The 11,934-nt window shown below is 40.4% G+C and carries 13 protein-coding genes; 1 reads left to right on the forward strand and 12 read right to left on the reverse strand.

Annotated elements, in window-relative coordinates; all coding sequences use genetic code 11:
* Positions 1–37: 37 nt before the first annotated feature.
* Together ACFSTH_RS20885 and ACFSTH_RS20890 are read right to left on the reverse strand one after the other, a co-directional pair.
* Positions 38–1,819 carry a DAK2 domain-containing protein gene (locus ACFSTH_RS20885; RefSeq protein WP_377773515.1) on the reverse strand — a complete coding sequence of 594 codons (1,782 nt, stop codon included), beginning with the start codon at positions 1,817–1,819 and terminating at the stop codon, positions 38–40.
* A 17-nt stretch (positions 1,820–1,836) separates the two neighbouring features.
* Positions 1,837–2,196, reverse strand: coding sequence for an Asp23/Gls24 family envelope stress response protein (locus ACFSTH_RS20890; RefSeq protein ID WP_377773517.1), 360 nt, complete (start codon positions 2,194–2,196; stop codon positions 1,837–1,839).
* A gap of 216 nt (positions 2,197–2,412) precedes the next feature.
* Between ACFSTH_RS20890 and rpmB the strand changes: the two genes are divergently transcribed.
* Complete coding sequence (gene rpmB, locus ACFSTH_RS20895) at positions 2,413–2,601, forward strand: 50S ribosomal protein L28 (RefSeq protein ID WP_377773519.1); 189 nt, start codon at positions 2,413–2,415, stop codon at positions 2,599–2,601.
* Between the two features lie 208 nt (positions 2,602–2,809).
* On the opposite strand, the gene spoVM is transcribed toward rpmB, so the two are convergent.
* The 10 genes from spoVM to def all read right to left on the reverse strand — a co-directional run bounded on the left by spoVM (position 2,810) and on the right by def (position 11,924).
* Positions 2,810–2,890, reverse strand: coding sequence for a stage V sporulation protein SpoVM (spoVM, locus tag ACFSTH_RS20900; protein ID WP_331702365.1), 81 nt, complete (start codon positions 2,888–2,890; stop codon positions 2,810–2,812).
* A gap of 138 nt (positions 2,891–3,028) precedes the next feature.
* Complete coding sequence (locus tag ACFSTH_RS20905) at positions 3,029–3,316, reverse strand: hypothetical protein (RefSeq protein ID WP_377773521.1); 288 nt, start codon at positions 3,314–3,316, stop codon at positions 3,029–3,031.
* 10 nt (positions 3,317–3,326) lie between these two features.
* Positions 3,327–3,974 (reverse strand): ribulose-phosphate 3-epimerase, encoded by a 648-nt coding sequence (gene rpe, locus ACFSTH_RS20910; protein WP_377773523.1) that lies wholly within the window; start codon positions 3,972–3,974, stop codon positions 3,327–3,329.
* 5 nt (positions 3,975–3,979) lie between these two features.
* On the reverse strand, positions 3,980–4,939 hold the full coding sequence (rsgA, locus tag ACFSTH_RS20915; protein WP_377773525.1) for a ribosome small subunit-dependent GTPase A: 960 nt from the start codon (positions 4,937–4,939) through the stop codon (positions 3,980–3,982).
* Positions 4,932–7,094, reverse strand: a complete 2,163-nt coding sequence (pknB, locus tag ACFSTH_RS20920) for a Stk1 family PASTA domain-containing Ser/Thr kinase (protein ID WP_377773527.1) — start codon at positions 7,092–7,094, stop codon at positions 4,932–4,934. Before pknB ends, rsgA begins: the two co-directional genes overlap by 8 nt.
* The gene (locus ACFSTH_RS20925; RefSeq protein ID WP_377773529.1) at positions 7,091–7,861 is read right to left on the reverse strand and encodes a Stp1/IreP family PP2C-type Ser/Thr phosphatase; all 771 of its coding nucleotides are present in this window, start codon (positions 7,859–7,861) and stop codon (positions 7,091–7,093) included. The genes pknB and ACFSTH_RS20925 overlap by 4 nt, the downstream gene beginning before the upstream one ends.
* A 7-nt stretch (positions 7,862–7,868) precedes the next feature.
* Positions 7,869–8,915: a 23S rRNA (adenine(2503)-C(2))-methyltransferase RlmN gene (gene rlmN, locus ACFSTH_RS20930; protein WP_377773531.1), complete on the reverse strand. Its 1,047-nt coding sequence runs from the start codon at positions 8,913–8,915 to the stop codon at positions 7,869–7,871.
* Between the two features lie 137 nt (positions 8,916–9,052).
* Entirely contained in the window at positions 9,053–10,489 is a 1,437-nt protein-coding gene (gene rsmB, locus ACFSTH_RS20935) for a 16S rRNA (cytosine(967)-C(5))-methyltransferase RsmB (protein WP_377773533.1), read from the reverse strand.
* Positions 10,486–11,436 carry a methionyl-tRNA formyltransferase gene (gene fmt / locus ACFSTH_RS20940; RefSeq protein WP_377773613.1) on the reverse strand — a complete coding sequence of 317 codons (951 nt, stop codon included), beginning with the start codon at positions 11,434–11,436 and terminating at the stop codon, positions 10,486–10,488. The genes rsmB and fmt overlap by 4 nt, the downstream gene beginning before the upstream one ends.
* A gap of 2 nt (positions 11,437–11,438) precedes the next feature.
* Entirely contained in the window at positions 11,439–11,924 is a 486-nt protein-coding gene (gene def, locus ACFSTH_RS20945; RefSeq protein WP_377773535.1) for a peptide deformylase, read from the reverse strand.
* Between the last annotated feature and the right edge of the window lie 10 nt (positions 11,925–11,934).

Below are 11,934 nucleotides of genomic sequence, written 5' to 3' on the forward strand. Positions count from 1 at the left end.
CTCCAACATATTTTTCCATATTATCATGTGTTATGTCTTACTCTAAGCCAAATAAATATGGATATAGCGGCTGGCCACCTTGTTGTACATCTATTTCGAGCTCTTCATATTGTTCTGAGAGCCAGTCAACGAGTTGAGCAGTAATTTGTGAATCTGCATCTTTTCCGATTAAAATAGTTAATAAGTCTCCATCATCTTCCATCAGTATCGCAAGTAACTGTTGACAAGCAACAAGTAAATTAGCATCAGCAGCTACAATATCTTTTTCACTTATCCCAATATAATCTCCCGATTTGATCGTTAGTTCATCAATAATAGTATCTCTAATCGCAGTAGTAACTTGCCCCGATTTGATATGAGCAGCTGCACTAATCATCCATTGCTGATTGCTCTCGATCAATTCCTCTTCTTTAAAAGCGAGTACTGCAGCTAATCCTTGCATTACGGTACGAGTTGGAATGACTGTTACGTTGCGTTCGCTAAGAGACGCTGCTTGCTCCGCTGCCAAAATAATATTACTATTGTTCGGCAATAAAATGATGTGTTCAGCAGATAACGAATCAATCGCTTTAACAAAATCTTCCGTACTTGGATTCATTGTTTGTCCACCAGACAAGACAATATCTACGTCACTAGAGCGGAACAGTTCTGCTGTTCCTTCACCCATCGCTACAGCAATGATGCCATAAGCCGCTTGCTCGTATACTTGACTAGGAGACGAGATGTCTTCTGGCGCTTGTCCAGCAAGTAAGGCAACTGCTGCTAGATCAGCAGGTTCATAGCTTACATCTTCTTGCACCAAATCTCGATGCTGCTCACGCATGTTTAATATTTGAATATCATCTAGTTCGCCATAAGGAAGCGACAAATTCAATACATTTCCTGGCTTGCGCGTATGAACATGAACTTTAATAATATCATGATCTACGATTACGAGTATGGAGTCTCCATCTTTCCCCAATTCTCTTTTGTAAGCAACTTCATTAAATATAGGTGCTGTTTTTTCAGCATATTTACGATTAATAAAAAACTCCATATCATAAGGAAATACAATATCGGCAGTTGACAGTTTTGCCTGCGCAGCCAAATTGTCCATTAATGGCGATTTATTAGAAACTGGTGTCGTCGGAACAGCTACTTCTTCCGGTGGTGCTGCTTCGGAAGTTGCAAATAACGAATCCGAATAGTTGCTACCCATTTCAGAATCAAGCAAACTTTGCAAAAACCCTTCATATATAAATACGAGTCCTTGCCCACCAGAATCTACGACACCTACCTGTTTTAATACTGGCAGTTGATCCGGTGTTCTCTGCAATGCTTCATTGGCACGTTGATGTACTTCGCGCATCATATCAATCATATCTGTATGACGTCGAGCATATTGAGCTGCATGGCGAGCTGCTTCCTTAGCTACTGTAAGAATCGTACCTTCTACCGGCTTTACTACAGCTTTGTACGCCATATCTACACCATGTTGGAGCGCCAGCGCAAATACAGTTGCATCGATCTGCTCGTGCGCTGCTATCGAGCGAGAAAACCCTCTAAATAATTGTGACAAAATAACGCCTGAATTTCCACGCGCTCCCATCAATAGCCCTTTTGACAACGCTTCTGCTGATTTACCTAAGTGAGACGTCAGTTTTTCACGTAGCTCTCTTACACCAGAATCCATCGTCAAATTCATATTGGTGCCAGTATCACCATCCGGCACCGGGAATACGTTCAACTTATTAACATACTCCGCATTTCGTTTTAAATATTGTGCGCCGGATAATGCCATAGCTGCAAAATCCATTCCATTTATAGAACGCTTACCCAATGAAAAATCCCCTTCCACTACCTGGATACCATAACATTCTGGATATAAATATCAATTTGGTCCACTTTCAAACCGGCTACTGCTAATAATTCATATTTAACTTTCGTCTGTATGTTATGCGCTACTTCCGAAATTTTTGTACCATAACTGACAACAATGTGTAGATCGATATGTAACTCATCGTTTTCTCGGCGAATAACGACACCACGCGACCAGTTGTCTCTGCCAAGCAGCTCTGCTAAACCATCTTTAAATTGTTTGCGCGAAGCCATACCAACAAGCCCATAGCAACTCATTGCAGCCGAGCCTGCAATTGCTGTAATAATTTGATCAGACACATAGATCGCACCAAGTTCTGAGTCAAGTCTGACGGTCATATTAACACTCCCTTGCTTCATTGTGTATGGACTAATAACCATTGTACTATAAAGCTGCCAAATATTGAAGTCTGTAAAGCAAATCGTCACCAGAGATACTTTATTAAGAAAAAGTTGCTGATCTTTCAAATGTATGGTACTATATTCAAGTGTGTTTTATTTTGCGTCGGTATTGTACATTGCATAGTTATTGCAGTAGTTTAAGGAGGTGTAGTCATGTCCCGCAAATGTTATATTACAGGTAAATCACCTGGTTCTGGCAACAATGTTACTCATGCCAACAACAAATCCCGCCGCTCATGGGGCGTAAACGTGCAAAAGGTTCGCATTCTTGTTGATGGCAAACCTAAACGTGTTTATGTCAGTGCTCGTGCATTGAAATCTGGTAAGATTGTTCGCGTGTAATCGCCATATGCCACTAACAAAAGCACCTGTGACCAGGTGCTTTTTTATTACAATAAAATAAGATGAGCTTTCCATCTACATATGGAACTTCAATTCCAATATCCAAATCTAACGAACAACAGCAAGAAAAAGTCCCATATGCAGCATTGTTCCAGCACTTAAACTGCAATATATATGCTCAAAGATCGCAACAAGTGGGCAGCAAAAATTAATTTTTCTGGAACGTATTTAAAATCGCTTTAACAAACCCGCCTAAAAATTTAGGCAATCTGATCGTATAAAATTTCATGCCTCTTCCCTCCTCGTACACGCTCTTCGAATAGTGTCATCACTAACATTTCGTCATCTACTTATGTTTTCATATTATGCGTCAGTAACTTGTACTATTCCTTAAGACAAGCGAACAAGGAAACAAATAGGCTTCTATTTAGTTAACGGGGAACAATTCTGGATGTGCTTTAGCTGTTAAAAATATTGCGTACACAAAGGCACACAAGAAATATAAGATAATTGCTAGAACAATAAAGATAATACGATGTGATAATTTTTCGAAATGTTTAAAAAAACGAATCCCAATATACAGAGCTAATAAAGAAAAGATGTATTTATGAAATTGTGGCGTATAGGCAAATAACGATAGTAGTACAGCAGCCAATAGTGAATGCAGTGTAATCAAAAATCCATTCTTCAACGGTGAGCGTTCATATTCGTCCATTTTTTCCCTCCTAACGAAGTACGTTAATGGAATACTCTAAATCTTCTGCCCCAAATATAGCATTACCCGCTACTAATACATCGGCTCCCGCTTCTTTTACGAGCGGTGCTGTCTCGGCATTAATGCCGCCATCCACTTGTATTTTCAGCTGGTGTAGTTGTTTACTTTTTTTCAATTGCTGTACTTGCTGCAACTTGTCTACCGAATAAGGAATAAATTGTTGCCCACCGAATCCAGGATTTACGGTCATAATTAATACAAGATCAAGATCATGGATAATCGGCTCCAAACTAGCAACCGGTGTAGCAGGATTAAGTGCAACGCCAACAGGTATTCCTTTTTCTTTCACATAATGGACAGTCCTGTGCAAGTGAACCGTCGATTCTGCATGAATGGTAATGCGATCAGCTCCAGCTTCTATGTACTGATCTATCGATAACTCTGGCTTTTCTATCATCAGATGTACGTCGAATGGTAACGTCGTTACTTTTCTGATCGCTCGAATAACAGGAGCACCAAACGTTAAGTTGGGTACAAAATTACCATCCATCACATCTATATGAATCCAGTCAGCTCCAGCCCGCTCTATGTTCTTTACTTCTTCTCCTAATATAGAAAAATCAGCAGACAAAATAGACGGTGCTATTAGTATAGACATAACTGTTAATACCTCCTCTTGCTGTCATTCATTTCTTGCAAAAATATTTTATAATGCTCGTAACGTTCCATCGCTATGCTACCCGCTTGCACTCCGGCAATAACTGCGCAGCCTGGTTCTTGCACATGAGTACACCCACGAAACTTGCAATCGCCTGCTCGTTCACGCATTTCTACAAAACAATAGCTCAAATCTTCCACACCGAGTTGCGCAAAATCCAGTTGGCTAAATCCTGGCGTATCAGCTACCCAACCTCCGTCAATATCAATAAGCTCTACATGTCTTGTCGTATGTTTACCACGCCCTAGCCGCTGGCTGATGGCGCTAGTTTCTAGATTCAGTCCTGGAACTAATTGATTCAACAAAGACGATTTCCCTACACCAGATTGACCAGCAAATACAGCGATATGACCTTGGAGTCTTTCCTTCAGCTCAGCAACACCTGTCTGTTCAGTAGCACTTGTATCATAAATTTCATATCCAAGTTTACTATATATCTGATGAATAGTAGCTATTGCCTCTTTAGCTTCATTCGCTTGCGCCCCTTCTTGTTGTTGCAAATCTTCCTTGCTTAAACATAGAATAGGCTTTATTTCCGCATGTTCAATATGAACGAGAAATTTATCAAGCAACTGTGTGTTAAGAGATGGTTCGATGACCGAAAAAACGAGCACCACTAAATCAATATTAGCAACAGGTGGTCTTATTAATTGAGAGGAGCGAGGCAACAGTTCATCGACTGTCCCCTCGCCATTTTCCGTTAAACTAAACTGTACTTTGTCACCAACTAAAGGCGTTAACCCTCTTTTTTTAAAAACACCTCTCGCTCTGCATTGCACTGACTTCATATCATATCCAATATCTACTAATGGCTGATCCGGCTGGACGTAGTAATAGCCACTTAACGCTTTGACAATCGTTCCAAAATGCTGATTACGTTTCATTGTAGCGCTTGTTTCACTCATAACCATCGCCATCCTGCTCTGTATTCGTATCGTCTTCCACACTTGCTTGTACCTCATCAACAACAGGTGGCTCTTCTTCTTCAATAGGTGGCGGAACTTCAGCAGAAGGCTCTGGAGGAAGCTCTGCGCCTGGAATAGTTACAATTTCTGAACCATTTCCTCTAGCCGCTTCGTCATAACTAATTTGTCTTATATCAATAAGCTGTCTATCTCTTGTTATAGATACTCTAGCGACAGAATCAGGCGCCAATACGACGGTTACCGGTATAGTTTCTGTACTATTAATAGTCCGAGATATCGTATCAACATCTTCCCCGCGCGCATCTGAATAGGAAATTTTCACTTCACTTTGCTGATCAGCTTTTGCCGGAGAAATTTTAATTTCGAAACGATACGATCTTGCTTCAGCAGGTATTCCTTTACTTACCCGTATAACAACGTTAGAGCCAGGTACTACTTTTTCGTTACTTTGATAATTATCTTGACTTAAGACAATATCTTTTTCTACAAAATAACTAGCTTCATACAAAATATCTTTTTCGTCCAACACTAACCCTACTGCTTTAATAGCATTACGTGCTTGCTGCAAGGTCATCCCTACCAAATCTGGCATATCTACCGGTTTAGGGCCATTACTTACTGTTAAAACTAGTTGCACTTGCAATGGATCGATATTTTCTCCACCACGGATAGATTGTTCCAAAACAGTATCTTTTGCTTCATCGTCACTATAGACGAGTTTAGCAGTAATTTGCTTTTCTAAAATACCGATTTGTTCCAAACTAGCCAATGCTACATCGTATGGTTTCCCTACTACATCGATCATACCTTCTAATTCTGGTCCATCACTTACCGTTAATTGAATTAATGATCCTTCTTTTACCCGTACTTCTTTTTTCGATTGATTAATAACAAATCCTTTAGGTACCTCTGTACTAAATTCCGAAATGACAGGATATTCGATGCGCAGCTTCGCTTCTTCCAGCAATTTTTCTGCTTCTCCTAGCTCCTTATTAATAACATAGGGAACTTCTACATCTGGAATAGATATTTTATTCAATACCCAATAAAACAAAGCAACCAATATTGCTAGTAACACCAAAGTAACACCGACAATAATAAGCGGCTTCTTCCATTTCTCTTTTGGGCTTACCTTTTTCGTTGCGGTCATGTGCGTATCTGTAGAAGTATAGCCAGTAGGAGAGGTATGATCCAATTGTTGCTCCTCACCTCTATATTGTCTAGATTCCACCTTAATATCTTTGCCAACGACTGGCATCACGATTGTCTCTGCATCCTCGTCATCCATAAATGATATTTTAGGTTCGTTTCTTCTTTGTGGTGACAAACAAGTTGCCAAATCTGCAATCATTTCTGTAGCTGTCGCATAGCGCTGATCGGGATTTTTGCGCATTGCTTTTATAATAATGTTTTCGACACTTTGCGGAATAGTAGCATTAATAGTGCGTGGGTCTGCAAAATCTTCTTGCAAATGCTTCAGCGCTACACTTATTGGGCTTTCTCCCAAAAAAGGCAGCTGTGCAGTTAACATTTGATAAAGTACAATCCCTAAAGAATATAAGTCAGATTTTTCACCTGTACTAATCCCTTTGGCATGCTCTGGCGAAAAATAATGGACAGATCCTATAACGCTACCAGTTTGTGTTATCGTGGAAGACGTTACCGCTCGTGCAATCCCAAAATCGGTAACTTTCACGCGCCCATTGTTACCGACTAAAATATTATGAGGTTTAATATCACGATGAATAATATGATTAGAATGGGCGTGATCTAACGCATCTCCAATCTGGATAGCTATATCCACAGCTTCCTCGACCTGTAGTGGAGCATATTCTTTAATAATTTCATTTAAATTACGTCCTTCAATATATTCCATCACGATATAATGAGTATCTTCTTCTTCTCCAACATCATAAATACTAACAACGTTAGGATGCGACAAAGCAGCAGCGGACTGCGCCTCGCGGCGAAAGCGTGTGATAAACTCTTCATCGTGGACAAATTGTTGACGTAATATTTTAACTGCTACTTTGCGATTAAGCAAAATGTCGTTAGCTTTATACACTAACGCCATTCCACCGCCGCCTATACGCGAAATAATTTCATATCGTCCACCTAGTTCATGTCCAATCATTTCGCTCGCTCCTCTCGTTGTCCATCAAGAGAATTTTCTATCAGTGCGACAGTAATATTGTCGTCTCCTCCAGCAGTTAGTGCTAACCGAATGAACTCATTCGCTTTTTCATCCAGCGATAAATGATGAGCAGCAATCGTTTGTTGCATTTCTGCTTCACTAACCATATTAGTCAATCCATCACTACATAATAACAATATGTCATTGGTTGACCATGGAAATGATTGTATATCTATCTCCACAAATTCATCCGTACCTACCGCTCGCGAAAGTATGTTACGTCGTTTATGAACGGCAGCCTCTTCTTCCGTCAATTGACCGCTTTTCACTAATTCATTCACCAACGTATGATCACTTGTAAGCGATGTAATCGTCTCTTTAGAAAATAAATAAGCGCGACTATCTCCAACATGACCGATAATAATTTCGTTATTACAAACTATTGCAGCTACGATGGTCGTTCCCATCTGATAATAGCGTTCATCGCTGCTAGCTAGTTGGTAAATTTGCCGATTCGCTTCAGTAATCGCTTGTCTCATTAACATTTTACCTTCATCAACAGTTATTGATGGATGATGAATACTTTCTTGCATTATCTTGCTGAACGCTTGGACAGCCAGTTGACTTGCCACATCGCCAGCAAGATGCCCTCCCATACCGTCAGCAACTATAGCAAGTGCTACAGTATCACTCCACTTTTCTGTCCACGCATTATCTTCATTCACGTGCCGGACTCGTCCGACATTACTGCGATTTGTCAATATCAACTGCTCATCACCTCGTCGTCTTTTCCATATGTTTCGCTCGTAATTGTCCACAAGCAGCTGCTATATCATGCCCTTGCTCACGGCGAATAGTAACATTAACACCTTTTTCTTCCAATATACGTTGAAACTCAAATATTTCATTCCGTGATGTACGTACATACTTGCGCTCAGGTACGTGATTTACTGGAATCAAGTTCACATGACAAAGTAATTCCGTTAACACTTCTGCCAGTTCTTCTGCATGCTCAGGCTGATCATTGACACCGCCAATTAAAGCATATTCAAAGGAAATTCTTCTTCCCGTCTTCGCTATATAGTAACGGCAAGCATCCATTACTTCATCGAACGGATAGCGACGATTAACGGGCATTAATTTGGATCGCAATTCATCATTCGGAGCATGAATCGATAATGCCAAATTAATTTGCGTATTTTCGTCCGCAAACTTATACATACCGGGTACAATTCCACTTGTAGAAACTGTAATATGGCGCTGACCAATATTCAAACCACGTTCATGAATCATTATTTTTAAAAAGTTAAGTGTAGCATCGTAATTTTCAAATGGTTCACCTGATCCCATAATTACGATACTAGAAATCCGTTCATTGGTAGCATCAAGCATTCGTTGTGCTGTTACAACTTGGGCTACAATTTCACCAGCGGTTAAGTTACGTTTCAATCCACCTAAAGTAGAGGCACAGAACGTACATCCAATCCGACAACCTACTTGTGTCGTTACACATATGCTAGTCCCATAATTATGGCGCATAACTACTGTTTCAATTGCATGTTGGTCATGCAATCCGAATAACAGTTTCACCGTTCCATCTTTGGATTCAAAACGTGTGATTTCTTCTAAAGCAACAAAACGAAATTGATCGTCAAGTTGTTCTCTCATCATTTTCGGCAAATTGGACATATCCTCAAAACTAGTTACTCTTTTAACATACAACCAATCAAACAATTGATCAGCTCGAAAAGTTGGTTGCTTGTTATCTAGCATCCATTGTCGTAATTCTTCTAATGTATAATCATATATTATCGGTTTCATCTCATCACACCTGTACTAAAAATTATGGTCAAAACAGCTAAAAATAATTCCTTGCTCATGATCAACTGTATGGCCATCGTTTTATTTTACCATAAGGATACTTATTGAGCTACATAACGCTAGCTATACTCACTTAACTAGTCAGTTCTTACCATTCGTGCTATAAAGAATCCATCGGTATAAAAGTGGTGAGGCAACAATTGCAACATACCATTAAATGAGTCATCTATTACATTGTTATCCGCTAGCACCTTCAATATACTTTCCGACCAGTTACTATCCAACTTATACTGCGGATGCTCTGCTAGAAAAGCTGTTATTTGCTGTTCATTTTCCAGTTGTTCAATGGTACATGTACTATATAATAGCACACCACCTCTTTTTACTAGCTTCGCTGCTTCTTGCAATAATTGACGCTGCAAATTAGCAATTTCGACAATATCTGCTGCCGACTTCGTCCATTTAATATCCGGTTTACGGCGAATAACACCAAATCCAGAGCAAGGAGCATCCAAAAGTACGACGTCCATCGAATCCGGAGCGAAACGTTCACTGATCTGTAGCGCATCCCCTACAATAGCCTCTACATTGGACAACGATAATCTAACCGCTTGCTCCTCGATTAAAGTTTGCTTATGGGGGTGAATGTCATTTGCCCAAACTTTGCCCGTTCCCTGTAATAACTGAGCAAGATGCATACTTTTCCCACCTGGTGCAGCACACAAATCAAGCACTTGACTGTTTGGCTTAGGATTAGCAACTTCAGCTACTAGCATTGAACTTTCATCTTGCAATGAAAAGCGACCTGCTATATGATCACGATGACTAGCAAGATGCCCACCGTTCAGGGCAACAATTCCCAAGGAAGAAAGCAATGATAGTCTAACGTTATATCCTTCTTCTTCCAATGTTTCCATAACAGCTTCTCTTGATGTTACTAACGGATTAATTCGTAAGTTAGCTGGAGCTGGCAAATTACTCGCTTCACATATCGCCTCAGTCACTTGTTCACCGTATGTAGCCACTAAACGTTTCACCAACCACTTTGGATAAGAATGCATGAATGATATGCGTTCTATTGCGTTCTTTGCTTCTATATTTTCTGGAATAATATCTGCTTTCTGCCGGATCATCGCTCGAAGTATGCCATTAACCATACCAGAAATACCACTATGCCCATACTTTTTCGCCAAATTAACCGCTTCGTTCACAATAGCATGATCAGGTACACGTTCCAAATAGAGTAGTTGATAAACGCTCATTCGTAATAACTGCAATACCCACGGTGATAATTTATCTATTCCTTTAGCTACATACCGTATCAACCAATAGTCAATCGTACGTTTTCGTTGAATAGTTCCGTACACTATTTCAGTAGCCAAACCAGCATCTACACCCGATAATTGTGCTTGCTGTAGACGCTGATTTAAACTGATCTGACTATAAGCTCCATGCTCTGCAACTTCTTGTAGCACTTGCAATGCTAGCTCACGCGCAGACGTTGCCGGGGCTTTCCCCAATCGATTGGCACTACGACTCCCCTGCTGATTTCCTGTTGATTTGGGCTGTTTCATAGGGAGTCACCAGACGTAAAGCGATCTTGACCACTATTGATCCGAGCACCGGTTGCCCATTCATTAGCTGACATTTTCTTTTTCCCTGCTGGCTGCACTTCTTGTAATAATAAAACACCATCACCCGTTTGTACATAAACACCATCATCATCTACTGTGACAATCGTTCCCGCAGGATGAGCTGTCGCTTCTGCTTGATTCGGCAAAGAAGCCCATACTTTAAATGGTTGATCTTGCCAAATCGTATACCCACCTGCCATTGGTGACAATCCACGAATTTGATTAAAAAGGGCAGTAGCACTTTTATTCCAATCTAATCGTTCATCTTCACGTGTTAAGTTAGGGGCATAGGTCGCTTCTGCTTCATTTTGCACTTGCGCTACTATTTCTCCAGCTAACAAACGAGGTAACGTTTCGATTAAAAGAGCTGCCCCTTTTTCACTTAACGTTTCAAATAAAGTTCCCGAAGTATCGCTCTCTGTAATAGGTACAACTACGCTACTAATCATATCTCCCGTATCCAAACCTTCAGCCATATACATAATCGTTATCCCTGTTTCTGACTCACCATTTATAATCGACCGTTGAATAGGTGCTCCACCTCGATATTGAGGCAACAGCGAACCATGAACGTTAATACATCCGTATTTAGGTAAGTCCAATACTGCTTTCGGTAATATTTGACCATACGCAGCAGTAACAATTAAATCAGGTTGATAAGCTGCAACTTGTGCAATTGCTTCTGGGCTGCGCATTTTTTCTGGCTGTAATACAGGCAGTCCCGCTGCCATTGCAGCTACTTTTACGGGCGGAGGTGTTAGTACTCGTTTTCTACCTTGTGGACGATCAGGTTGTGTAACAACCGCCACTACCTCGTAATTATGCTGTAACAATTGCTCTAAAGCTGGCACAGCAAATGCAGGCGTACCCATAAATACGATCCGCATCATCATTCCTCTTCTCTGGCAGCAAATTCTGTAATGTCATAAACGCTTAAAGCAACGTCCGTAAACAAAATACCATTCAAATGATCAATTTCGTGTTGCAGCGCTCTAGCAAAATAACCGCTACCTTCTACCACAATGGATTCGCCAACACTATTTTGACCATGAACGACTACGTGATCTGCTCGCTTTACTTCACCGTTCAAGTGAGGAATACTAAGGCAACCTTCCGGTCCTATCTGCTCTCCCGATTGTTCTACAATAACTGGATTAATAATTTCTACTAATCCTCGCTCATCTTTTACATCAACAACGATAATACGTTTCGATATTCCAATTTGTGGAGCGGCAAGTCCAACACCTTCGGCATCGTACATTGTCTCTGCCATATCTTTCAGCAACTTTTGCAAATTAGAATTAAATTTTGTTACTTCTTTTGCGATTTCACGCAATACTGGATCTGGATCTTTCACTATTAAACGAATACTCATCTTCATGTTC

It is taken from the genome of Paenibacillus yanchengensis (genome assembly GCF_042684845.1).
Lineage (GTDB): Bacteria > Bacillota > Bacilli > Paenibacillales > Paenibacillaceae > Pristimantibacillus > Pristimantibacillus yanchengensis.

Excerpts from the sequence above, each read along its gene's own strand:
- pknB (WP_377773527.1), bottom strand. The coding sequence starts at position 7,094 with ATGATTGGACATGAACTAGGTGGACGATATGAAATTATTTCGCGTATA.
- rsgA (WP_377773525.1), bottom strand. The coding sequence starts at position 4,939 with ATGAGTGAAACAAGCGCTACAATGAAACGTAATCAGCATTTTGGAACG.
- rpmB (WP_377773519.1), top strand. The coding sequence starts at position 2,413 with ATGTCCCGCAAATGTTATATTACAGGTAAATCACCTGGTTCTGGCAAC.
- ACFSTH_RS20905 (WP_377773521.1), bottom strand. The coding sequence starts at position 3,316 with ATGGACGAATATGAACGCTCACCGTTGAAGAATGGATTTTTGATTACA.
- rsmB (WP_377773533.1), bottom strand. The coding sequence starts at position 10,489 with ATGAAACAGCCCAAATCAACAGGAAATCAGCAGGGGAGTCGTAGTGCC.
- fmt (WP_377773613.1), bottom strand. The coding sequence starts at position 11,436 with ATGCGGATCGTATTTATGGGTACGCCTGCATTTGCTGTGCCAGCTTTA.
- rlmN (WP_377773531.1), bottom strand. The coding sequence starts at position 8,915 with ATGAAACCGATAATATATGATTATACATTAGAAGAATTACGACAATGG.
- rpe (WP_377773523.1), bottom strand. The coding sequence starts at position 3,974 with ATGTCTATACTAATAGCACCGTCTATTTTGTCTGCTGATTTTTCTATA.
- def (WP_377773535.1), bottom strand. The coding sequence starts at position 11,924 with ATGAGTATTCGTTTAATAGTGAAAGATCCAGATCCAGTATTGCGTGAA.
- ACFSTH_RS20890 (WP_377773517.1), bottom strand. The coding sequence starts at position 2,196 with ATGACCGTCAGACTTGACTCAGAACTTGGTGCGATCTATGTGTCTGAT.
- spoVM (WP_331702365.1), bottom strand. The coding sequence starts at position 2,890 with ATGAAATTTTATACGATCAGATTGCCTAAATTTTTAGGCGGGTTTGTT.